21 protein-coding genes, 1 pseudogene and 2 other annotated features (1 of these 24 running past the window's edge) are annotated in these 23,553 nt (G+C 57.8%); of the genes and pseudogenes, 16 read left to right on the forward strand and 6 right to left on the reverse strand.

Translation table 11 applies throughout. The annotated features are described in order from the left end of the window. Window positions 1-60 (forward strand) — a sequence feature (AL1L pseudoknot) (it extends 34 nt beyond the left edge of the window). Next, a partial coding sequence (locus DWU98_RS04530; RefSeq protein WP_230474685.1) for an IS3 family transposase occupies window positions 1-885 on the forward strand: 885 nt, incomplete at its 5' end. (Overlaps the previous feature by 60 nt.) Window positions 886-1,037: 152 nt before the next feature. Here the strand turns inward: DWU98_RS04530 and DWU98_RS04535 are convergent. Next, the gene (locus tag DWU98_RS04535; RefSeq protein ID WP_115494313.1) at window positions 1,038-1,361 is read right to left on the reverse strand and encodes a helix-turn-helix domain-containing protein; all 324 of its coding nucleotides are present in this window, start codon (window positions 1,359-1,361) and stop codon (window positions 1,038-1,040) included. A gap of 148 nt (window positions 1,362-1,509) precedes the next feature. Here DWU98_RS04535 and DWU98_RS04540 point away from each other — a divergent pair, with 148 nt between their 5' ends. Both DWU98_RS04540 and DWU98_RS04545 read left to right on the forward strand, forming a co-directional pair. Beyond that, window positions 1,510-2,304, forward strand: coding sequence for a hypothetical protein (locus tag DWU98_RS04540; protein ID WP_115494314.1), 795 nt, complete (start codon window positions 1,510-1,512; stop codon window positions 2,302-2,304). A 29-nt stretch (window positions 2,305-2,333) separates the two neighbouring features. Further along, window positions 2,334-3,098: an SseB family protein gene (locus tag DWU98_RS04545; protein ID WP_115494315.1), complete on the forward strand. Its 765-nt coding sequence runs from the start codon at window positions 2,334-2,336 to the stop codon at window positions 3,096-3,098. A 531-nt stretch (window positions 3,099-3,629) separates the two neighbouring features. Here the strand turns inward: DWU98_RS04545 and DWU98_RS04555 are convergent. Beyond that, complete coding sequence (locus DWU98_RS04555; protein WP_115494317.1) at window positions 3,630-4,700, reverse strand: hypothetical protein; 1,071 nt, start codon at window positions 4,698-4,700, stop codon at window positions 3,630-3,632. An 853-nt stretch (window positions 4,701-5,553) separates the two neighbouring features. Here DWU98_RS04555 and DWU98_RS04565 point away from each other — a divergent pair. The 8 genes and pseudogenes from DWU98_RS04565 to DWU98_RS04590 all read left to right on the forward strand — a co-directional run bounded on the left by DWU98_RS04565 (window position 5,554) and on the right by DWU98_RS04590 (window position 14,045). Next, window positions 5,554-6,144, forward strand: a complete 591-nt coding sequence (locus DWU98_RS04565; protein WP_115494318.1) for a hypothetical protein — start codon at window positions 5,554-5,556, stop codon at window positions 6,142-6,144. After that, entirely contained in the window at window positions 6,137-7,996 is a 1,860-nt protein-coding gene (locus tag DWU98_RS04570; RefSeq protein ID WP_115494319.1) for a hypothetical protein, read from the forward strand. Before DWU98_RS04565 ends, DWU98_RS04570 begins: the two co-directional genes overlap by 8 nt. 3 nt (window positions 7,997-7,999) lie before the next feature. Then, window positions 8,000-8,989 carry an ATP-binding protein gene (locus tag DWU98_RS04575; RefSeq protein ID WP_115494320.1) on the forward strand — a complete coding sequence of 330 codons (990 nt, stop codon included), beginning with the start codon at window positions 8,000-8,002 and terminating at the stop codon, window positions 8,987-8,989. After that, window positions 8,986-10,326, forward strand: coding sequence for a hypothetical protein (locus DWU98_RS21620; protein ID WP_147293211.1), 1,341 nt, complete (start codon window positions 8,986-8,988; stop codon window positions 10,324-10,326). The genes DWU98_RS04575 and DWU98_RS21620 overlap by 4 nt, the downstream gene beginning before the upstream one ends. A 391-nt stretch (window positions 10,327-10,717) precedes the next feature. Further along, window positions 10,718-10,831: pseudogene (locus DWU98_RS22470) on the forward strand (PQQ-dependent sugar dehydrogenase); the annotation flags it as partial. A gap of 49 nt (window positions 10,832-10,880) precedes the next feature. After that, entirely contained in the window at window positions 10,881-11,771 is an 891-nt protein-coding gene (locus DWU98_RS04580; RefSeq protein WP_329955397.1) for a PQQ-dependent sugar dehydrogenase, read from the forward strand. Window positions 11,772-12,017: 246 nt separating this feature from the next. Then, window positions 12,018-13,016, forward strand: a complete 999-nt coding sequence (locus DWU98_RS04585; RefSeq protein WP_115494606.1) for an AraC family transcriptional regulator — start codon at window positions 12,018-12,020, stop codon at window positions 13,014-13,016. Window positions 13,017-13,256: 240 nt separating this feature from the next. After that, a complete protein-coding gene (locus tag DWU98_RS04590; protein ID WP_115494321.1) occupies window positions 13,257-14,045 on the forward strand; it encodes an alpha/beta fold hydrolase in 789 nt (262 codons plus the stop codon). A gap of 21 nt (window positions 14,046-14,066) precedes the next feature. Here DWU98_RS04590 and DWU98_RS04595 read toward each other — a convergent pair whose 3' ends face one another. Next, the gene (locus DWU98_RS04595; RefSeq protein ID WP_115494322.1) at window positions 14,067-14,252 is read right to left on the reverse strand and encodes a hypothetical protein; all 186 of its coding nucleotides are present in this window, start codon (window positions 14,250-14,252) and stop codon (window positions 14,067-14,069) included. A 91-nt stretch (window positions 14,253-14,343) separates the two neighbouring features. Between DWU98_RS04595 and DWU98_RS04600 the strand changes: the two genes are divergently transcribed. Further along, entirely contained in the window at window positions 14,344-15,456 is a 1,113-nt protein-coding gene (locus DWU98_RS04600) for an AraC family transcriptional regulator (RefSeq protein WP_230474686.1), read from the forward strand. Window positions 15,457-15,576: 120 nt separating this feature from the next. Here DWU98_RS04600 and DWU98_RS04605 read toward each other — a convergent pair whose 3' ends face one another. The 3 genes from DWU98_RS04605 to DWU98_RS04615 all read right to left on the reverse strand — a co-directional run bounded on the left by DWU98_RS04605 (window position 15,577) and on the right by DWU98_RS04615 (window position 19,939). Next, complete coding sequence (locus tag DWU98_RS04605) at window positions 15,577-16,392, reverse strand: alpha/beta fold hydrolase (protein WP_115494323.1); 816 nt, start codon at window positions 16,390-16,392, stop codon at window positions 15,577-15,579. 263 nt (window positions 16,393-16,655) lie between these two features. After that, window positions 16,656-18,578, reverse strand: a complete 1,923-nt coding sequence (locus DWU98_RS04610) for a M1 family metallopeptidase (RefSeq protein WP_230474687.1) — start codon at window positions 18,576-18,578, stop codon at window positions 16,656-16,658. A 155-nt stretch (window positions 18,579-18,733) separates the two neighbouring features. Beyond that, window positions 18,734-19,939 (reverse strand): hypothetical protein, encoded by a 1,206-nt coding sequence (locus DWU98_RS04615; protein ID WP_147293212.1) that lies wholly within the window; start codon window positions 19,937-19,939, stop codon window positions 18,734-18,736. Here DWU98_RS04615 and DWU98_RS04620 point away from each other — a divergent pair. The 4 genes from DWU98_RS04620 to DWU98_RS04630 all read left to right on the forward strand — a co-directional run bounded on the left by DWU98_RS04620 (window position 19,858) and on the right by DWU98_RS04630 (window position 23,549). Continuing rightward, a protein-coding gene (locus tag DWU98_RS04620; protein WP_115494325.1) for an IS3 family transposase occupies window positions 19,858-21,089 on the forward strand; the annotation gives its coding sequence in 2 pieces (ribosomal slippage) (window positions 19,858-20,146 and window positions 20,146-21,089; 1,233 coding nt in all). The genes DWU98_RS04615 and DWU98_RS04620 overlap by 82 nt on opposite strands. After that, window positions 20,136-20,252: a sequence feature (AL1L pseudoknot), on the forward strand. It overlaps the preceding gene by 117 nt. 278 nt (window positions 21,090-21,367) lie before the next feature. Beyond that, window positions 21,368-21,967 carry a DUF6933 domain-containing protein gene (locus DWU98_RS04625; protein WP_115494326.1) on the forward strand — a complete coding sequence of 200 codons (600 nt, stop codon included), beginning with the start codon at window positions 21,368-21,370 and terminating at the stop codon, window positions 21,965-21,967. Window positions 21,968-22,756: 789 nt separating this feature from the next. Beyond that, window positions 22,757-22,972, forward strand: a complete 216-nt coding sequence (locus DWU98_RS21625) for a hypothetical protein (RefSeq protein WP_147293213.1) — start codon at window positions 22,757-22,759, stop codon at window positions 22,970-22,972. Then, the gene (locus DWU98_RS04630; RefSeq protein ID WP_147293214.1) at window positions 22,965-23,549 is read left to right on the forward strand and encodes a metal-dependent hydrolase; all 585 of its coding nucleotides are present in this window, start codon (window positions 22,965-22,967) and stop codon (window positions 23,547-23,549) included. The genes DWU98_RS21625 and DWU98_RS04630 overlap by 8 nt, the downstream gene beginning before the upstream one ends. Window positions 23,550-23,553 lie beyond the last annotated feature (4 nt).

A 23,553-nucleotide genomic window follows, 5' to 3' on the forward strand; every position in this document is an offset into this window, starting at 1 on the left:
GACGATCACCGTGCTGTCCACGGAGTCGAGCCGATCTGCCGCGTGTTGCCGATTGCTCCGTCGACCTATTACCGTCACGTGGCCGAACGCCAACGCCCCGATGAGCGTTCGGCACGCGCTAAACGCGATGACGATCTATCGCGTGCCATCCAGCGTATCTGGGCCGAGCACTTCCAGGTCTATGGTGTTCGCAAGGTATGGTGCCAACTCCAGCGCGAAGGCATAGCGGTGGCTCGCTGCACCGTCGAGCGGCTGATGCGTCGTCTCGGCCTGCAAGGTGTCATCCGTGGCCGCGCGGTGCGCACCACCTTCAGCGACAAGGCCACGCCATCGCCGCTGGATCGGGTGAATCGACAGTTCCGCGCCGACCGTCCCAATCAACTGTGGGTCAGTGATTACACCTACGTGTCGACGTGGCAGGGCTCTGTCTACGTGGCTTTCGTGATCGACGTCTACGCCCGTCGTATCGTTGGCTGGCGCGTATCACGCAAAGCCCATACGGATTTTGTGCTGGATGCGCTGGAGCAAGCCCTGTGTGATCGACGACCGACTCGACAAGCGTTGATTCATCACTCGGATCGTGGGTCGCAATACGTCAGCATTCGCTACACCGAACGACTGGCCGAGGCGGGCATTGAGCCGTCGGTCGGCAGCGTAGGCGATTCTTACGACAACGCGTTGGCTGTAACCATCAATGGACTCTACAAGGCCGAAGTCATTCACCGTCGATCTTGGCCGCGCATGGACGATGTCGAACTGGCCACGCTGGCATGGGTGGACTGGTATAACCATCGACGCTTGCTGTCGTCGATCGGTTACCGGACACCCGCGCAGGCCGAAGCCGATTACTATCAACCCATGAGTTCACTGCGCCAAGCTGCGTAATCCAAACCAAACAGCCTCCACGAAAGACGGGGCGATTCAGTGCGCGTGCCGATGCTTTACGGTTACCCTGCGGTACTCAGTCCTAAGGAAAAAGATCGACTGAAAGTATTCCAGCAATGGCTCGATCGAAGGGTAAGTCGGGAGAGCGTCCTCTAGGATTGGCCCCGTTGTAGCAGCCGCATGAGCTGTCGCCGGCGGGTCGCGGACAGCCGGTGAAAGGCCGTAATCAGTTCGGCCAAGTCATCGTCTCCGGCATAGAAGTAAGCCACGGGCAGATCCAAGACCTCGCCTAACTTGGCCAGCGTGCTGGTATCTGGCGAGTGCTTTCCACGCTCATACTGATTGATCCGCGGGGATGCCACGGAGGGATCGAGGCCCGCGCGTACACCGAGTTCGCGCTGAGACAATCCGGTGGCCGTCCTGGCTTCCCGGAGGCGAGTGGCTACCACTGCCTCTTTTTTTCCGCCTCGTGCCACCAGTCCTACTGCCCTCGCTATGGTGCGAGAAGCTTCGGTGGCAGGGATTTGCCTGCATACTAAGACTTGCTTAGTATAGCAGGGCTGTCAGAAAGCCTGCCCAGCGCGCCCTGATGATTCAACCAATTCAACAACTTAAAGGTATGACGTGAATCCGACTGACCTGACCGCCAGCCTTTTCTTTTCGGCGGCCGTACGAGTGGGAGCGGATATATCCCTGACACGCCTGCTGCCCCTGGATGCGCTCAACAAACCGCTTGCGCCGCACGACAGCTATTCCCAGCGTGTTCTGCTCTCCCTGCACGCCCTGGGAATCATCGAACCGGAGGTGTCCCAGTCCCATGCCGAGGACTGGCTGCTCGCGCGGGACTGGATGCACCATGGGTTCGACAGCATTGCCTGGCGGATCCGTTGGGCGCCGCGTGACTGCCGGCGGCAGCACGAGGAACTGAAAGTGCTGCTGCGTGATATCGAGCTTTCCGACGACACTTCCCAGGCGCTGTTGGCTCTTTGGGAGGATCTGGCCCTGGCGGAGGTGGCTCAATATGCCCGCTGGACGCTGGCCAAGTCCGGGTACAACCCGGGATGGACCGATCAGGCGATCGACGGACTACGCCGAGCACTGAAAGACTTCAGTGCAAGCCAGGTGATGTACCTCATTTATCTCGCCATGCGCACGCTGGCCATGACGCACCAGCAAGGTGGGCAGGACGCGACGCGGCTCAGCCTGGTCTTTGCGGATGCGATCGCCAGCTATGCGCGCCGCGCCCATGCGGAGGGCTGGACCATTCGCGGCATGACGCGGCCGGTCGACTTGCCTTTGAGCACGCTTGCGTTGATTTTCGCGCACGAAGTCACTCGGTTGGACGACGAGTACCTCACTGTTCGCCCCTCGCCGGAGGCGTTGATGATTGCCATGACGCGCCATCGCACGGTTCATTAGTGCCCCGCCAGGGATCGATCCGCGGGTACATGACGATGACGGACGCAAGCGATGACAGGTTGGAGGCGCTGTGGCGCCAGGCCGGCCGCGACGTTCATGCGGAGGAAGCGTTTCTGCGTGAGTTGAGCGGTCAACGGGTGTCCGTCATCTTGCGACAACGGCCAGGGCCCGGTGACGCAGCGCCGGAGCGCAATCTCGTGCAGTGGAAGCGTGAGAGCGATGGCACGGCGTTCGCCCCCGTTTTTACGCACCCAACGCATGTGGCCTTTTCGCTACCCGCACCAGCTCAACTCGTGCTCGTCCCTGTGCGCGTGCTTTTGGCGGCGGGTGGCGACCAAACGTATATCGTCAATCCGCTCTCGGAAGCGCCGTTCGAACTGCGGGCGGCGCAGCGAACCTTGCTGCGCCGCTCTATCGCGGAAACGCATCACGACGCCGAATGGCCATCCCTTCATGCACCCTGGATATTCCGGTTACCCGACGACGCGCTCTATCCCGTGGCGGTCAAATTAGTGGAATGGTTCAACGCCACCGGCCACGTCGACCAGGCGTTTCTCTATGAACTGACACGCGGCAAAGAGCCTCGCACCGAGATTGTGCTGGGATTGAATGAGCCTGCCGATACTGCGTTGGCCGATGCGCTCATGGCGATCGTGACCCAAGCTGGGGTCGAGGCAGCGTCGTTTATCATTCGCTTCCTCCCTGACGAACCCTCGCACCGGGAAGGCCTGGCGCAAGCAGGACTGACGCCATTTTATCAACGACCGGCGCCGTCGCACCACCTGCGTCACTGATCGCCTCATGGGTGAGGCTAGGCAAAGCGCAATTTGTCCCCAGACACTGGTTCAATGCAAGCGCAAGCAGCGCCAAATTGATTTTCGACGGCGCGTTGTTGCCCCATTCGTAAAGTAGCGTCCCTGCATCATTACGCACCTGCAAGCGTTTGCCGTTGTGACCCCAGACCATATGCATCGTAATACCTCTATGACGGGAGAAGCCCCAGCGCGAGGTTAGTGTCACGACTTGGATCGCCCATCATGGGGGCGTCCGTTTGGATACTCGAAAGAGCACCGCGCCAGTTATGTTGCCGGCATCGTTGATGGTATAGCCATAGCGCTCTGTCAACGCTTTGCGCTCTGCGCGCGCCCCATCCTCCTGGCCCTCGGTCGTGGCATTACCCAGGAAAAATCTCAGGGCACGAACCTTCCGATCGCTCTCATTCGAGCCCAGGGCCTCTTCAACGGCTGCAGGGACAGGATAGGACCCTGTTCTTGGGACCGAATAACGTACGTAGAGCTGCAATGGCATCCTGAGATCGATCGCCCCTAGCTATCGACCTGCGTCATACGATCGAACACTTCGTCGGGAACAAATTGCTGCACACGTCCCGAGCGCAACACGCCCAGCCCCCAGTCACGCAGAATACCTCTGTTTGCGACAAGTCTCCGGGCAGCTTCGGTCGACTCATGCGCGGGTTTGACGAGTGCCCACCGAGGCATGAGACCGTACTGCAGGTCCATGCCGAAGTCTCCCTCTATGATTTTGCGCAATTCTCCTGTCGCGCCTTTATGTGTGAATCCTATTCGTGTCGCGTCCTCCAATATGAGCATAATGCTGCTTAGAATGCGTGACTGCTCGCACATGACGGATGGATCGAGATCAAAGGCGATTTCTTCACTCGATGCCATAGGAAAGATGCGGTATTTGAAAAAAAGCATCAATTCAAATCGTATGCATAAAAGCGGCGTACTAATGGCCGCCATTAACAGCACATTGTGCAGCGATTCGCCTAGGGTGAGGGCTTTTGCTCGGTCGCCTGCTTCATGTGACTCACGCAGCAAGATGACGATAGCTGCAACACTATCCAGATCGGCGCGCACTTCAAGCATTTTTAATGTGCGGCCAAGTGTGGGACGCCTTACGTAGCGTCTGAACTCGATGTAATTTGGATTAAATACGGCTTGTTGCACCCCAAGGCGCAAGGCGCGCAGGAGCTCATTGCCTTTGTCTTGAAGCGGATGGCTGACATCCAAGGCAAGCCATGCGTGCGTGGTCAAAATATCCTCGGTCTGCGGTGCAACGCGGCTGGCTGCTTTGACCGTTTCATCTCCGGGTCTAATAAGGCCACGTGCATACTTTGACCACAAATTATGGTGGTGCGGCGCTTGATCGCCGCGCGCAGATTTGTAGGTATGCGGTTGAATTTTTTTCCCTACGGCATAGGCCGTACGTTCCCGTGTTTCCAGACGGACTTCCTCAAACCATGCGCCGCATGCCAACACGTCAATGGCATGGCGCGTTGCGAGGGGTTCGGAAGCACTCAAAAAACAAGCCATGAGTTTTAGCCGCTCGGGCGTATAGTCCTTCTGATAAATCAATGGCTTACGCTTTTTCATGCTCTAAAAATAGAGTAACGGAGTCAAATAATTTTCCCTTCTGGCCCCTTGCGACGTCCATAGCTACGCTACGTGTCATGACTGGACTTGACTGCACGATGGCTAATGGCGATGGCAACGCCCTTGAGGCGTTAACGAATGCGTTAGAGCATGATTTGCTTCAGCGTTATGGCCCGCTCGTCGGACAGGACGACCTACGTCAAGCATTGGGGTATCCCACCATGGATGCGTTCCGCCAGGCATACGTCCGGGGGTTAGTCCCTATTCCGGTTTTTCCCCTACCGAATCGCCGAGGCAAATATGCCCTTGTCAAAGATCTGGCAGGGTGGCTGGCCACATTGCGGCAAGAAGTACGTCAATCACCCCCGCGACGGGAGTGAGACAGAGATAAGTACGCAGCTTTCCGGTTGAGTGAAGGACCATTCACAACATGTAAACAACGCGGCGTACCTGGCCGCTGTCACGAAGCCGACCCCACTTACACCAAAGGAGGTGCGCCACCCGATATCACGAACGTTTTGCCGCCCCTCACGGCAATAAAAAAGCCCCTTCGGCCGCAACCAAAGAGGCTTTTGAGGTACCAAAGTGCTGGGATCTCAGATCGCACAGTACCTCCATTGTCGCCGCGACGCAAGCATCCCTGCCGGGATGAGGGGCGGCTTTTGCCCTGGAGGTACCAGACATGCAGAACCTATCCAACGCGGCCCCCAAGAGGGAGGCGGCGATAGACCCCCATTGCTCCAACGCTCCCCCAACGGGGACCAGCCCAGGCACTATTGCGCCCTTTTCGCCTCGCGCTCTTACCAGACCCGAGCGACGTCGCGGCGACCTTTATATCTATCGATCCCCGAAGATGGTGCGCACCGTCGAGTTAATCGGCTGTCTCAATACGGCATTGGCGCTCACGTTTGAGTTTGACCCCAACATCACGGCATACGTGGAGCGCCCAAGAATCCTGGCCTTGGCGTCCGGGACCAAGATGGAGTTCGCATTTTGGACTCGTGAGCAAAAAGGAAGAGAGCGCTTTTGGCTTTCTGTCGCGGCAAGCGACACACTCCACACGTCAACACCCCGTCGAGAGCATCGCCACACGCGCGACGTGATCGAGGCCGCGCAAGCTGCCCATATCGCAGTCGAATTCTGCTTTGAGGACAACCTACGCCGGCAATCGGCAATATTGAGCACGTGGTACAGACTTCTTCCCTACGTACAAAGTGCGCGCATTCTTCCTCATCGTGAATCGCTGAGGCACCAGGTTCTGACGATGTTTCACATCGTCGCGCAAGCCATGGTCGAACAAATCGAACTGCAACTTCAGGCTTTTCGTGCCGCTGATGTTCGTGCAGTCATCTTCGACCTCGTGCATAGCGGTGAGTTGATGATGACCGATCCAACACGGCTTGGCCGTTTCAGCGTCATTGCCAGGAGGGACGGCCATGCGTGACTGCCCTCTCTCCATTGTCGGCGTGGACGTACGAAATTTTGTACGTCCCGCATCCAGCGACATCGTTGTCCACCATCAAGCCATCTACAAAGCCCGGTGCGCAGCGCTCATTGATGTCGCCGGCGGCAGAGCCATCACCGCAGCCGCCAAGCACCACGGGGTCGACCCGCGCACCGTCGGTCGCGACTGTGAGATCGCCATGGAATTGGCACTCGATGGCTTGCGCGTCGGCTTTAGAGCATGCATTCCTTTCAGGCACAGGCGTCCGAAGTTGGCACCGGCTGAGGCCCTTATTGAGGCGCCAATAACGAAAGGTCCGTATGCCTTTTCGCAACTGTTAATGCGATGCGTCAAACTCAAAAAGTTGGTCGACGACTACAAAGGAGCTCTCCCTGGAGGTAACCGCAAGGTTCGCACTTTCGATCGACTTTTCGGGCAGTTTAAGGCCACTGTTCGCGCTGAGCTGAGCGACAAAGACTATCCCTTCACCGTCAAGGACGAAGGGCGACGTGCCCTCCTCACCTACATCAAGCGTGTGCGGCTTGCACGGCTTGAGGCCGGCGCCGCAGACGTTGAGGATAGCCAGCCCAACGTGGTGCGATTCAGTCAGCTCTTTCATCTGGCCCCGCTGGACCGTATCGAGTTTGATGCACACAAGGTGGACGTCGATTGGCATCTCAACCTGGAAGCGCCCAACGGGAAGTTCGCCAAACGTCATATCGAGTGCGTCACGCTATTAGCGGCGATCTGTGCCGTATCGCGATACCTGTTGGGTTACGTGCTCGTTTTAGGTAGCTACAACCGCCTGGATGTTTTGCGCTTGTTTCACAGGGTGCTTTCACCCTGGCATCCACGGCAATTGATCGTCCCGGATATGCAATATCCAGTTGGCGCGCAACTGGGTCTGCCGGTCAACGAACATGGTGAGGGGCCGCGTGGCGTCGCTATTGCAGGGGACAACGCGCTCGCGCATCACGCAGACGTGTGCGTGGAAAATCTCGTCGCTCACTACCGCGGCATCCTGAACTTTGGCCCGGCGCACGTCCCGGAAGTTCGACCCTACGTTGAGGCGCTATTTCGTCTTCTGGAACAAGGTGCTCTGCGCCAGATCGCCGGAGGTTTTCAACCTGAAACGCGCACGCATGGCAAAACCCGTACGTCGTTTTTGAGTGCGGATGACCACCCATTCCACTATGAGGGCCTCGCGGATCTGATGGACGTCATTGCCGCGGGCTATAACGTCACGCCGCATTCTGGGCTTGGCGGACGGACACCGGCCAGTGTGTTGAATACCCATTTGGCCTCGGGATGGAGCTGGTATAGCAGCGATGCTCTTGCTGATGCCTCGCGTTTGACGACCATGCGCTTCTTCCCGCGTATCCGTGGCGATGGCTCAACGGGGCGTCTGCCGTTTGTTCAGTACTACGACGCGCACTATCGCAGCCAGAAACTGATGGGGCGACGTGATCTGGTTGGACAACGTTTTCCCGCGGAGGCCAACCTGGAAGACCTTCGTCACGTCGTATTGCTGAATCCCGAGGACGGCGCGCCATGGTCACGCCTGACAGCCCTGCCCCCGTGGGACCGTACCCCCCACGACTTGCATTTGCGTCAACAAATCATTCGCGCCCGAAACCGAGGGCTTCTCGAGTTGGTCGGCAGCCGCGATGCGATCGAGGCCTACCACGCTTTTACCCGCGAACAAGCAGCACAGGGGAAAGCCTCGCCCGATCTCTACGCGCGCGTCGATGCGCAATTCAAACCGTCTTCTCTCGCCACGAACGAAGCCAGCACGCGTCCGGTCGTACTTCCGCGGCGTGGCCCCACAAGCTTTGCTCACCGTAAGGACTAAGCCATGAATGCAGTAGCAGCTTTTCCTATGCCACACCCGCTTGAGCAGCTTTTTCGCCCCACCGTTGCAACGAACCCCATTGAGCGCCTTGCAGACGCCATTAATTCTGCGCTTGATGTTGGGTACCGTGGTCTTGGCATCTTCGGTTTTGCTCGTTTTGGAAAATCCGAAGCCGTGCAATATCTGATGCATCACCCTGAATGGATGGGGGATCGCAGAGCCGCGTTTTTCCGCATGGATGCGCCTGATGGGCATAAGCGCTCGGACACCACCTTCTTCAAAATGTGTATGGCACTTCTGGGGGTTCGCATTCCTGCGCGCGCAACCCAAGTCGAGTTAGGTGCGATGGTAGCGGGCCGACTGATCGAGATCTGCCAGAACGCCGGAACACGGCTGATTGTGCTTTTTATTGACGAAGCGCAGCGTCTGGTACCAACCGACTACGAGAACCTGGTCTCCTTGGACAACAGGATGACACAAGCTGGCTATTACCTGTTTATTGCCTTTGTGCATCAGCGCGACATCACAGGTTTTACGAACGAAACCATTGCGAGCAACGATCACCCACCTCATGTTGTTGGAAGGTTTCTTATCCGCAAGCACGAATTCACCGGGCTTTGTGATACTGAGGAGGCTGCGTACGTTTTGTCTCGTTACGACGAGGGCACGGAATGGCCGCCAGGCTCTGCCATCAGCTTCACTCAACACTATGCATGCCAGGCCTTTGCAAACGGCTTTCGCATGTCTCAGTACGCCACTCGCTTGTGGGCGATGGCCTCCAATCTTCGTACAGAAGCACGCTTACCTCCAAACTGGACATGGCCCATGAAAACGTTCGAGGCCACCGTCGTGTATCTGCTTACGGTGATTGTGCCACGCACGCCTTCATTCGAAAGCTTTACAGATCAGGATCTCGCTGAAGCACTCCATGCGTCGGGTCTGGTCGAGCTCGAGTTGTCACGCCACACCTACAAGCCCAAGGGGGACCAATGAACGCTCTTCCGAAGTTTTCAGACAGTGACAAATATGTTCCTCGGCGCTTGCTTGGCGAAAACTGGGCCAACTACGCAGGTAGCTCACGTTTCGGTGTTTTTTGGCGTGCTGCACGACTCAATCACTTAGCCAAGAGCGAACTCCGTTCTGCATTGGGCGTTACCCTTCGCCTAAATGAAAACCCATTCGAAAAGCTCACTCATACAGAGGCGGCATCGGATAGGTTGCTAAGCTTGTCGGCGGATGGCGCGCTGGACCCTACCTATTGGCCGCTGGAGTACTGGTGGCCGTTTGGTGGTCCCATCCCTTGGGACGTGATGCCCTGGCACTTTCGTATCTGTCCGGTATGTGCCCGCCACTGCTATCACTCCATGCTTTTTCAAGCACCGGGTGTTCATCACTGCCCGTGGCATCGCGTTGCGCTAATCGACGCATGCCCCCGTTGTGATCGCCCGCTGCTCAGCGGAACGAGCGAGGGTGTGCCGTTAGGGGCGTGTTCCTGCGGGCACGATCTGGTTGACTATGTCGCTACGATAGAGGGCGATATCGCGACGTTGCCTGCCAAACGTCGCGTTATTGAGGGTTATGGCATCTGGGCGGCGGCGAGCCGACGCATCAACTACCTTGTTCCACCGACGCGGTGGGATGCTCTTGGACGCCACGCACTCGATGCGCTCACTGTGTCGCCTCCCGACGTGCTGCTACCGGCGCAGCATGAGGGGTGCAGCCCATACAATGATCAGCTGTTTATCGAGCGCATATCTTTAGAGCGATCCATCCGTTATGACCGATGCCGCCTTAGCCCGAATAGCGGCTTACTGTCCTTAAGGCCCTCGGTCGTATCTTTGCCATCACCTTGGAAGGATCCGTTGGTGCATATTGGGAGCGAATTGGCGCGGATGCTGCAGCCAACCGGCTTAAAACGATTGGCTTCCGACCAAAACGCACGGCATGCCACGCGCCAAATCTCGCTATTTCCTGGAATCAACGGTGTGTATCTCCATACGGAGGCTGTAGATCCAGTCACGCTTCATGTGCTGAGTGGCCTTGCGTCGGCCATGTATTCCGATAAAAAGACTGGCAAGGGAGATACCCTGGCAGCGCGGGTGCAGGCCCACTCCCTCGGGCAAGCGTTGTTGCAGCGTACTATCCAGCGAGTACTTTCTCGGGGATATGCCGATGGGGTTCGAGTGACCCTTGGCCGGTACGCTCCAGAATTGTATGACCAACGTAAGACCAGGCCTAAAACGCGTTGTCCGTGGACGGTTATCTGCCTACCACCGGAGCGGATGCCATCAGCAAGGATCGCCTGGACGCTTCAACCAGGCACCTACTAACTCTTTATTTAGCAGCAATCTTCAAAGCCGAGGCAATCATGCCTCGGCTTTCTTTTCGATTCGTAGACCCATTGCCGCAAGCATTGAACTGAACATCAGTGACCGAATCACCCCATACTTGTTTGCGGCGCGATTGAAACCAAGCACAATTTTCAACGTTTGTCCGAACGGAGGCACAGTTTTCCGCTGAGAAAGGCGCATATACGGCGACTTGGCTGCCAAGACCCTGCAGCTAAATCAATCACTTAAAAAGTCATGAAATTCCGTGGCAGACAGACAATGATCTTCCGGTGCAGGCGAACAGAAATCCGATCCCGACCTTCCCTTCACCATCACGCCGGTGGCGAGCTTCGATCTGCCTTGGCGCATCGCGTTTCTGCCCGATGGTCGCATGCTTGTGACCGAGAAGGTCGGCCGCGTCGATCTGGTTGCTCCGCAGGGCGCCAAGACCGAAATCGCGGGCGTCCCGCCCTGCTATGTTGAAGGTCAGGACGGCATGCTGGGTGTCTTCCTTTCGCCGCATTACGTCACTGACCACAATGTGTATCTCACCTATGTCGCGCCGGGTAAACTATGGCGGCGGCGTGGCGCTGGGTCGGGGGCGGCTGGTGCTGGATGGCAAGCAGCCGCGATTGGACGGCTTTCAGGTGTTGTGGCAGCAGATGCCTACCGACAAGGGCGGCCAGCCCGGCGGTCAGATCGCCTTCTCACCAGATGGTAAGTACCTTTTCCTCACGCTTGGGGACCGCCAGCGCTTCACTCCCGCGCAGGATCCCAGCCAACCGGTAGGCAAGATTCTGCGGCTGACGCTGGATGGCAAACCCGCTCCGGGCAATCCATGGGCAGGCAAAGTTGGCGCTCGCACCATTCCGCTGATTGATCCGGCAGCCGATACCGAGAAAGCCAAGACGGCGCCGGTAGTCAGCACTTATACATTCCCCGGGCCCAACCTGACGCCGGCCGAAACCTGGACCACCGGCCACCGCACACCTTATGGCCTCGCCTTTGCTCCCGATGGCCGTCTGTGGGAACTCGAGCACGGCCCGCGCGGTGGCGACAAACTGAACCTGATCCAGCGTGGCAAGAACTACGGTTGGCCGCTGGTCTCCTACGGCATCAACTATGACGGCGTACCCATTCCAAACCCTGATACGCGGCCCGATCTCGCCAAGCCAGTGATCTATTGGGTGCCGGTGATCGCGCCGGGCAATCTCATGTTCTACAAGGGCAACACGTTCCCGCATTGGAATGGCAGCGCCTTGCTCAGCGGCCTTGTCAGCGAGTCCATCGTTCGCGTCGAGTTTGACCACAAGGGTGGCGCCACCGCGGTGCAGCGCTGGAGCATCGGCAAACGCGTCCGCGATATCGAAGAGACGCCGGATGGCTCGCTCTGGATGCTGCAAGACGCCGAATCCGGCGGCCTGTTCCACCTCACCCCGAAATAATTCGACGCATCAGCTGCCGCTTCGGGCACACACATCCATTGCGCGGATCGAGCTTAGGTGGCTTTGTAGCGGCGTGATGATTTCAGTGCGCCGTTCGATGCCGCCTCTGCTTTATTTTCTCAAAAAGGCTGGCAAGGGGATGCAGCCCCCTCGAAGATATCCGCACGCCAAGCATGGGCAACAACGAACCGCGAGAGCGACTATCGTTGCCAGCTGCGGCCTCTTCACATGCCGGAGGAGCAAGCCATGTTGTCTGAGCACTCCGATGTCCTGTCCCAGGTACTCAAGCTGATACGCCTTCGCGGCGATCGCGTTTTCCATGGCGAACTAGGCAGCGCTACCGAAGTGAATTTCCCTCCGGGGCCGGCTACCTTCCTGCATCTGCGCAGCGGGGAGCTGTCGGTGTCCCTCCCCCATGAGGCCCCGGTATTGCTGCGCCCCGGCGATTTTGTTCTGTTGCCACATGCGGATGGATACACGATCCGAAGCGAGTCGAGCAGCAAGCCGCGTCAATGCTTCGAGGCGGCCATAGACGTTAGCCCGAGCAGAAATGCCCAGACGTTTAGATGGGCAATGGACGATGGCACTGCGGGATCCTTTCTTGCAGGGTCGTTTTATTTTGATGGCGCGCCGTTACGCTCCTTGCTAACCGGGCTCCCCAGGCTTATTCATCTGACATGCGACAAAGTCAGCGAACCTGCCTGGTTGGCCGCCATCGCGCATTTTCTGGAGGTGGAATCGCGCAGCGCCGGCCCGGGGTCATCGCTGATGATCTCGCGGCTCATCGATCTGCTGGTTATACGCACCTTGCGCATGTGGGTCAGCCGGCAAGGTAACCGTATCGGCTGGCTGTCAGGACTGAGCGATGAACGCGTGGGACGCGCGTTGAACGCGATGCATCGGGAGCCCTACCGTGCCTGGACGGTCGCCGCGCTCGCCCAAACGGCAATGATGTCGCGCTCGACGTTTTCCAATCGTTTTACGGCGGTCGTGGGGCTTTCACCATTGCGCTATCTGACACGTTGGCGATTGACGATCGCCGCTGACCTGCTGCGCGCAGGGACGTTGAAAGTGACTGAGGTGGCGCGCGACGTGGGCTATGGTTCGGAAGCTGCCTTCAGTCGCGCCTTCAAGGAAGAGTTTGGCTATCCACCGCGCGATGCACATCGAATCGCACAGCCGAGTGTCTTTCTCGTGCGAAGTTCGGAACTCACTGACGATCCCTTTGGACGTTCATTGAAGTGAGTTGAGTCGGCCCTCGAATCGCGCCGATCAGCATCGTGGTTCCGAATCCACGAAACATACGATGGATCATGCAAACGGGACACCAGGTTATGGTGAGTCCCCGATGCGCTCCCTAGAGTTGGCAGCCAAAGCCCTCCCCCATCCATGGAACGCGGAAGTGGCGGCGTACCTGCGGCTTTTTAAAAGCCAGATTCCAACTCACGGCATCGGCACCGATGCCTCTATAAGGAAGCTCCACAGATGAAACTCCCACTTGCTGCCCTTCTCACGTCAGCCATGGCTTTCGGTACCAGCGCCATGGCTGCGGAGAAGCCGCCCATTGTCCTGGTCCACGGTGCTTTCGAAGACGCCCAGATATGGGGCCATGTCACCGCCAAACTTCAAGCGGATGGCTATAAGGTTGTCGCGGTCGATCTGCCCGGCCGACCGGGTGCACCCGCTGCACCGGACAAGGTCAGCCTCGACCTTTATCGCGACACCGTCGTGAATGCGCTGGACAAATTCCATCATCCTGCCGTGCTGGTGGGGCACAGCTTCGGTGGCATCGTCATCGCCGACGCCGCGGAAAAGACGCCGAACAAGATCAAGACCCTGGTCTTTGTCGCAGCCTATCTGCCGCAAGACGGCGACTCGCTCGTGTCGATGGCCAACAAGGACGCAGACGCCAAAATCGGCCCGCACCTGCAGAACGACAAGGCAAAGGGCCTTGCTTCCATCGACTATTCGGCGCGCGCCGATCTGTTTGCCAATGGTGGTCCTGCAGAGCTGCGCAAGGTGATCCCGGATCTGATTCTGGACGAGCCCGTGGGCCCGCTGGCCACTCCCGTGCACGTGACGGCCGCCAACTTCGGCAAGGTCGACAAGGTCTATATCCATACGGCGATGGATCAGGTCATCAGCCCGTCATTCCAGGCCAAGATGGTTGCGGCTACGCCGGTGCGGGCCGAGTACACCCTGCCGACAGGTCATACGCCATTCCTTACCGACCCGGACGGTTTGGCGAAGGCGATCGAGGCGGCTGCAAAATAAACGGCATAGCGTCGCCACGCTTCATCGAAGCGAACGGCTGAATTGCTCGATGGCTGGATCGCTCTGGCGAGCCTTGTTCGTCACCCAGTCCTTATCCATGCCTGCATAGAAACGAAAAAGCCGCTCTCGATCGAGGGCGGCTTTTTCATGCATGCGCAAGGTCAAGATCGAGCCGGCATGACGTGCCGCAAGGGATTTCCTCGGCATTTCGGCTTTCGGCGCTGACAAGGGTCGACCCTACGATAGGTCATGCAAACGAGACGCCACGATATGGTCAGTCTCCGACGTCTTCCCTAGAGTGCTCGGCCAGATTCCTCACATCTCGTGGAGGAAAATTGTCGTCATCGAATCTTCGAACGTGCACCGACCTGGGAAAAGATTGAACCATCGACGTCTTGCGACCGATGCCGCATCCGTCGAGGAGATGGAGAAACAACGCGTGCCATCCCACCGGGGTGATGCATTGTCGCAGGTACTCAAGCTGGTTCGTCTTCGTGGCGACATCGTGTTCCACGGCGAGCTGGGCGCCAGTACCGAGGTGATCTTCCCACCAGGGCCGGCCGGCTTCCTGCATCTGCGTGACGGCGAAGCATTGATCTCGCAAAGAGAGGGTGAGCCGGTACTCCTGAAACCGGGCGACTTTGTTCTGCTGCTGCACACCGATGGCTATACGCTGCGTGATCGAGCTGGCGGTGACGTGCACCGCCGCATCGAGGCAAATGTGTCTTTCAACCCCTGCCAGGAAACGCGCACCGTACGCTGGGGCGGCAACCATGGCATCGTGGGATGCTTTCTCGCGGGGATATTCCATTTCAACGGTGAGCCATTGCGATCTTTGCTCACAGGGCTTCCTGGCCTCATTCATGTCAAACACGATAGCGATGACGTGCCGTCGTGGATGGCAACGCTCTCGCAGTTCCTGACCGACGAGTCGAGCAACATCGGTCCGGGCTCCTCCCTCATGATCTCCAGGCTCATCGACCTGCTGGTCATCCGCACCTTGCGCACATGGATCAACAGTCAGGGTAGTCGGCTCGGATGGCTGTTCGGACTAAGCGACGAACGTATCGGGCGGGCATTGAATGCGATGCATCTCGAGCCAGGCCGCGCGTGGACGGTGGCGTCGCTGGCAGGCACTGCGGCGATGTCGAGATCCATCTTTTCAAACCGATTCACCGCAGTGGTAGGTGTACCGCCGCTGCGCTACCTGACGCGATGGCGCTTGAGCATCGCGGCGGAGTGGTTGCACGCAGGCACGTTCAAGGTATCGGAAGTCGCTCACAAAGCGGGGTATGGATCAGAAGCGGCCTTCAGCCGGGCATTCAAGGCACAGTTCGGTTACCCGCCGCGCGATACGCGCCGTATGGCACCGGCCGAAATTTTTCGCATGCGAATGCCACAGACCGGTTAGATGGCTCTTCGAACCGGTGCTGATCGATAGCGCACCCGTTTATTAACCGACACCCGTATAGACGATTGCACCCATTGCGACGCCGATCCTTGGCACACCTTTCTGCATTACTGCCTGGTTTCAAACCCCTACAAACGCACACAGGTCGGCATGCAATTGCTCCGCATGCGTATACATCAGCCCATGTGGTGCGCCTTCATAGACCTTGAACGTGCAGTGGGGGATCAATGCAGCCGTTGGGGAACCTGCCAGATCAATCGGGACGGATGCATCTTTGGTTCCGTGAATGAGCAGGGTCGGAACGTCGATTTTAGGGAGTTCTGCGCGAAAGTCCGTGCAGGTCACGGCGCGGTTGCATTCGATCGCCACGGGCACCGACGTTTCCATCAGGAGTCTCGCGCCCCATTGCATCATCTGTTCCGATGTTTCAGGGATAAAAAAAGGCGGGGTATTGTCGACGATCCACTTGGGGAAATCGTTCTGCCAAAGGGCGCGAACCATTTCGAATTTCTCTTCAGGAACGCCTAGCGGGTTATCGGCCGTCTTCGTCAAATACGGCAACACAGGTGCAATGAGCGCGATGCGCTTGACCCTGCTGCTGCCGTGGCGCGTCAGATAGCGCACAATTTCCGAACCGCCCATCGAATGGCCGACCAGCGTCAACTCACGCAGATCAAGGGTATTGATGACATCGGCCAGGTCGTCGGCAAGCGTGTCGTAATCGTAGCCGGTGGGAGGGCAATCAGAGCGGCCGTGCCCTCGCCGATCGAAAGCCAAGCATCTCATCCTGTCGCCGAGCGCCGCGAACTGGTAGTCCCACATACGGCTCTGAAGCGCCCAGGAGTGCACAAAGAGTACTGGCGCCCCCTGCCCCCATTCACGCCAATATAAAGAGACTCCATCGCGCGTCGTGATCTGCGAACTCAGCGTGCTCATGCCCTCTCCCTACCGTCGTCTTAGAGCGGTTGTCCGGTTGGCGAGGAGACTAACAAGGCGTGCTGACAGGTTCTGTCAGCAGAGTGGGCGTTGAGCGCACGTCACGATGAACCGCCGATGCCGTTCTATCCACCCGTCGCGAGCGCGGCCATGAAGGCCGCGCAGCATTGGATCAACGAACCGACGCGATAAAGCTATCGAACGTTTTCTGAAACTCCAGCCATTGATCGAGCATGACGAAATGACGTGCCAATACCCTGCCCCTACTGCTTGTCGACATTTATGTAATACAGGTCAGTGGCTACTTTGAACTGATCTTTCGTCAGCGGCGTATTCATCCACTGCCAGCGGGTGGTGGGATGAATGATCTGCCAGTGTCCCGGCTCGCCGACGCGTACCGGCATGGCAAAGTTATCGACATTGGCATTCCACTTATACATGACCATTCCCGGACTTTCTCCAAATAGAAGGTCAAGTGTGGGAATGTGCGGGTACCGAAGGTATTGGTCGAAGATCGGCGTCAGATCCATGCCAGTGTGTTGGTTGAAATAAGTGACTACATCACTGGTGGAAATACTCTGGTACTTAAAGTGCTGGAACAAGCCATGCAGCACGTCCCACCAGCGCTGGTCGTCGTTGACCACGCTGCGGAGCGTATTGAGCATCAACGCGCCCTTGAAGTACTGGTCCTCGGGCGCCTCCGCGCCGACGCCATACTCCGGAATGATCGGCCGCAGATTCTCGACCTTGGACTGATAGCCGTTAACGTACTCAAGCGAGGCGGCCTTGCCCCAGTGATATTCGACGTAAAGGCTTTCCAGATAGGTGGTAAAACCCTCGTGGATCCACATGTCGGCGAGGTCGGATGCCGTGACGCCATTGGCGAACCACTCGTGCCCGCTCTCGTGGATGATGATGAAGTCGAACTTCAGTGCATAAGGGGTTCCGCCCCAATCCATCCCCAGATAGCCGTTTTTGAATCCGTTTCCGTACGTAACCGCGCTCTGGTGTTCCATGCCGGAATAAGGCACCTCAACGAGCTTGTAACCGTCACTCGCGAACGGATACTCGCCAAAGTAGTGCTGGTAGGCCTCCATCATGCCACCCACCTGCTTGAACTGACTTCGTGCTTTTTCCAGATCCTGCGGCAGGACGTAATAGTTGCCCCACTTGTCCGAAAAATGCACATAGTTTCCTATGTTCACCGATACATCGTAACTGTTGATCGGGTTTTGGACCTTCCAGTTCCATTGCGTGTAGCCGTCGTGCAGATCAACCTTGCCCGCGAATTTTCCATTGGAAACATCGGTCAGGCCGTTCGGCACCGCCACACTGATATCCATGCCCTCTTGCGGCTTATCACGCCATTCCTCCTTACTCGGCCACCATGTACTGGCGCCGCCTTCACCCTCATCGGCGGTATACACCCACGCGTTCCCGTCTGGGTCCTTGCCGAACGTAAAGTCACCAAATCTCCCCTGATGTACGGGATGACCGGAATAGTAAAAATCAATCGAATAGGTTTGCCCCTCGTGCAGCATCTGCGGAAAATCGATGAATACAGCACGTTCCAGGCGATCGTACTTGAGAGTCGCGTTCCCAAAGAGGATCTTGTCCACGGCAAGCGGCTGCTGCAGGTCGATCTGAATACGGTTACCGTCTTTGAGCATGCGAAAACGGATGGTGTTCACACCACTGACTGTCTCTGCCTTGGGATCGACGCGTATATTCAGGTGGTAATACAGCAAATCGTTGTTCGCGCGATACGGGCCGTTGGCCCCTCGTATCATCTGATCTCGCGTGGGCATCGGCGTCTCGATACCCAGTTGTTGTTCCATCTGCTGCCGTTTCTGCTGGAGCTCTTTGCGCCGTTCCTGTCGCTCGGAGGCGGACAGTGTTTGCGCCGGCTTCTTGTCCTGCGCCTGCCCCTGTGTTTGCGTGCTACCTGCGCCAACAGCCGCCTGACTAGCGGCGAAAGCGACGGGCGGCACCATCAGAGCCAGTGCGCTTATCGTCCCCCCTAAGACCATCAGGTGCCGCAACCGGAGGACCCCAGCGCAACGACACAGGCGTTGTTCGCACCAGGCGCGAACTGCAGCAACTTTCTGACTCATGAAATCCCCCCGCTCATCACCAGAAAACGTAATGGCATCATCTGCTGTGCTGATCAAATCCCTGACGGTCACTATCCTTGCTCTTGGCTTGGTATCTTGAACTCGTGTGGCGGCCTACTCGGCAAGGTATTTATTGGAACAATCCCAGCATGCACCGCTGCTCGCGTATTCCTTGTAACCAAGAGCTGAGTGTTCGGCAGAATGAAAAAACTGCGCCAGCCAGTAGGTCATAGCATGTCTGCGACATCTCCATGCAGTCTCGTACTGCTACCAGGACGTGTCTTGTGATTTATGTGGCTGCACGATGCGGAAATCGGCATAACTGGAAGTGATTGATGCCGGATCGCAAGGGCAGTCGCGTTTCTCGCCTTCTTGCACTTCGGCCCGACTCTGTCGTCATTCATGGCAGGAAGAAAAAACGAGACGCTATGAGAGGCGTCGTACCAGTATTCGATGGCTGCGAGTGTCGCAAGCGCGACCACCATTCGAGCGAAATTAGCCGGTTGCTGCCATGACGCCGCGGTGCCGTGCGCGAACATGTGTCGATTCAACCACGTCACCCCATCATATTCGTGGGTATTGCAGAAAAAATGATTCTTGAGCCACCTTCGAAATGTTTCAAAGGCGAAAACACGCTCGCCTTGCCCGAATAGATAGTCACAAGTCTTATATTCTGGCGGCACCCACATACGGTCAAAATGTAGTTGTGCCGCAGTCTCTATTGCGCGGTTCACAGCATGATCAATTTTGTCCGGTGCGGTAGCATTTGTACCAAGATCCGAAACAATTCTTGTGAGGCTGCCTTCGATCGCCGGTATCAATGCTCCGACACTGGTAGCCCAATATCCGCTATATGCGCCTAGATAAGCTTCCTGCGCTAATGGCACGATTTCTTTAAGGCTGCGAGCGACGGGTAATATCTGTTCGATGCAAACTGCCTGGAAAGCTAATGTATAAAGGGTTGACGTGTGATATTTGAAAAGATCGAGCGCCCGTTCTCTCGTCACATGCCTGACGGAAGCAAGTAGCTTAGAAACTTCACCCATCGGTAGCCATAGCGGCATAAACCACTCGACTTTGTCCCAAAGAGCGGCCTGGTCGTCGTGTTGTTTTCGCCTTATTTGCCAGTTCTCATCGCCGCAAACCGGAATGGTCGGGAAGCATGCTTTGCCACCTTCGACGATCAGAACAATGCACGGCGTCGGATGGAAAACCCCGACATCTGCGAGTTTCGCGACCGGATTGATAAGCCGCTTTTCGTTAGCCCATTTTTCAATGAGTTCTGGCGTCAGAGCATTCAGTGAATCGCCCCGGGATTTGTGGAGGCTCGAACTCTTGAGAGAATGGAGCCATGACCAAGTCGAAGCAATTTTCCCCAGAAGTCCGTGAGCGTGCGGTCCGGATGGTGCAAGAGCACCGTGGTGAGTATCCATCGTTGTGGGCGGCGGTCGAGTCGATCGCACCGAAGATCGGCTGTGTACCGCAAACACTGTTGACGTGGGTGCAACGGCAGGAGGTCGATGCCGGCGTGAGAGAAGGCGTGACCACGACGGAAGCCAAGCGCGTCAAAGAGCTAGAACGCGAGGTCAAGGAGCTGCGCCGCGCCAACGAGATCCTGAAGCTGGCCAGCGCGTTTTTCGCCCAGGCGGAGCTCGACCGCCGACTGAAGTCCTGAGGGCCTTCGTCGATACGCACCGAAGCACGTTCGGGGTCGAGCCGATCTGCAAAGTCTTGCAGATCGCCCCGTCGGGTTACCGTGTGCATGCTGCACGCCAGCGCCAGCCGGAACGACGTCCGGTGCGAACGCAGCGCGACGAGCAGTTGGCGCCAGAGATCCAGCGCGTCTGGTACACCAACTTGCAGGTCTACGGCGCCATCAAGGTCTGGCGGCAACTCGGTCGCGAAGGCATCGTGGCGGCGCGATGCACGGTCGAGCGACTGATGCGCAAGCATGGGCTGCGCGGCGTCATGCGCGGCAAGGTCGTGCGCACCACGGTCAGCGATCGTGATGCACCGCGCCCGCTGGACAAGGTCAATCGGCAGTTCCGTGCTGACCGACCCAACCAGCTATGGGTCTCCGATTTCACGTACGTCTCGACCTGGCAAGGCTGGCTGTACGTCGCGTTTGTCATCGACGTCTTCGCCCGTCGCATCGTCGGTTGGCGGGTCAGCGATTCGATGCGTACGGACTTCGTATTGGATGCGCTCGAGCAAGCGCTATACGCCCGTCGTCCGGAGCGCGATGGCACCTCGATCCACCACAGCGATCGAGGCTCGCAATACGTCTCCATCCGCTATAGCGAACGCCTGGCTGAAGCGGGAATCGAACCTTCGGTGGGAAGTCGCGGCGACAGCTACGACAACGCGCTCGCTGAGACCATCAATGGGCTCTACAAGGCCGAGTTGATTCACTGCAGAGGACCATGGAAAACCAAGGCGGCCGTGGAGCTTGCGACGCTGGGATGGGTAGCTTGGTTCAACACCCAGCGGCTGCTTGCACCGATTGGCTATATCCCGCCGGCAGAGGCCGAGGCAAACTACTACCGGCAACTCGCCCAATCACGAGTCGCTGAATCAGCATGACTTAAACCAAACAGCCTCCACGAAAGACGGGGCGGTTCAGCCGACACTGGTGTCGCCGAGCATGGAGGTAAATGAACGTCTGTTCCAACTTGAAAGCGGTCGGATCTTTCTCACAGAGTCGGCTGCACGCAATGGGTCGGAAGCAGACGCCCGCCCTACCCTCGATAACACGGGCTAATCGCATTCAGGGCAGCGCCCTGCTCCAATAGGCGGTAGACGTATCCCCATTGGCAAAGTCGCTTCGAAACCAAGCTAATGAACACCGTTAAAATCACGCCATGATCACGCTGCGTTGCACCACCAAGTTATTGAAGCGCCTTCATCAGTCGGCCAAGCTACCAGCGCCTCCTGTTCCGACCAATCCGCTGGGTGAGTGGTACGCCGATCTCGACTTCTTCGAGCGCAAACCGTTCTTGACGCTGCTAAATGCGAGTACTGGCGCCGGGCTTGTACTCCCCGGCCATGCCAAATTCTTGAAGTACCTCCACATTCATGCCGGGCAGCAGCTCTTCAAGCTCTTGCTGCACTATGACTTTGACCCGGAATGGCCTCAGTGCAGTGCCGAATTGGCTGCCTGGGAAGCGCCGCCGACATATGCAAACACCAGTGATCGCAGTCTGTTGGGATCGATGAATCGGTTCAAGCTCGAAGCTTGGCACCGCTTCGCTGACGGGAATCGTTCGCTTCCGGAAGTTGCCGCCAGTTGGTGGGAGGGAATCTTCAGCCACCCTACACTCCCCAAGTCGCATCACGAAAGCGGCCACTATCATCGGCCATTGAACCTAGTCTTTGATAAACTCGCTCCGCCCGACACCGTGCTCATCGACTATGGCCGAAGGTGGGTTCATCCCTTGGTCGCTGCCAACGACGACGCTTGAAAGCGATCGGTCGGCCATTTGAGGCCGTAACAGTGGCATGCCTACGTCTCAGCAGACAACGAACAGTGCCTTTTGAGAAACAAGATCCGCGCCCGTCCTACCGCTGATAACCCTCCCTAATCACTCTGCCTAGGGTCCATATGTGGACTGCCTCTTCTTGTGGATAGGGCCGGCTGGCTCAAACCTCTAGAGGCACAGCAAGTCGCGTGGAGTAGCGCAGAGGGCCATAGCGACATCCTTCGATACAGGAAGGATCTTCAACGGCTGGCATGTACGTCAGCCGTTTCGATCGCACCCGGCGGCACCATGCAGTGCGGTTACCTGTCCGAACGCTACCAAAGACAGCTGGCGCAGACAGTCGACCGCCACCGGAAAGATATCCAACGCCGACAACTCGCACTGTTCTAGCGCAGCACCCTATCCGCAAGACGGCCAGCGCAGTAAATGGGCTGGTAGATACTCCCGACCTACGTATACGAATGGCCGTCTACTTGGATGGCAACACCCCCGAAACAACGCTGATTGTCAGCAAGAATATTGCGGCCCGTCTCGGCTTGAAATTGTCGTTGCTGCGCATCCTGGTCCCGTAACACAGCATGTAAGTGCGCCTACCGCTGAACACCAACAGCGAGCACAGCACAGCCCAAACTCAATACTACGCTCCGATTTACGCTGCGGCGGACGCGGAGGCGGCGGCATCCCTTGCACGAGCATGGGCTTGCAGCGCGAACGAACCATCGCAACCGAGCGCCGAAGGGTAGCTACTCGGACCAGTAGAAGGCGCTCGGCGTGATCCAGCGCAAGCTGCCAAAGAGCGGGCATCGTCTGCGCTGCTTTCGCGCGAAGTTCAGGGAGCTGGAGGATGTTGTGGAGGCGTTCCGCCGCGACGACATCGCCCTGATGTCTCCTCGCCTTGCTCTCGCAACCGCGGCGAAATATTCTCTGGCTGCGCAGTTCCATAGGTGTTCGTCACCGGGGGATGTATGGGAAATTTCGCTTGGCTGATGCTGCTGGGTTTCACAGTACCGGGCGCCATCATCTGCCTGATCCATCACCGACTCGTCAGGCGAACGCGCTGATGTACATGGGCCACTACGCCATCGCATTGGGCGCACGTCGCCGGTTGCAGGCATTGCCTATGGCATGGTTGTTGTTCGCCTCCATTGAACCGGATCTGCATGACGTGCTGGGCAGCTTGGTTCCGGCACTGAGCATCGGCCCCGATACGCATACTCTTCTCGGCGTATGCGCGGCCGCCATCGTGGTCGCCACGATCACGTCACTAATCTTCCGTCGCATAGACCTGGCGCTTGGCGCCGGCATGCTCGTGTTGTCGCATGTCGCCGCCGACTATCTCACCAGCCGGCTGCCTCTTTGGCGGCATGGTCCCGTGGTTGGACTTCATCTGTACGCGACGCACTGGGTGGATTTCCTGCTAGAAGCCGGCACCATCGCCATCGGCTTGGCGCTGTACGCCAGTTCGCCCGACCTGCGTCGTCCAGCACGTGGCGGCGTGGCCGTCATTGCTATTGTGATGCTGGCCTGTCAGGCCGTTTGGAACTTCGGATTAGACGGCGGCTGACCCC

The sequence above is a fragment of the Dyella monticola genome (assembly GCF_003363155.1).
In the GTDB taxonomy this organism is placed as follows: Bacteria; Pseudomonadota; Gammaproteobacteria; order Xanthomonadales; family Rhodanobacteraceae; genus Dyella_B; species Dyella_B monticola.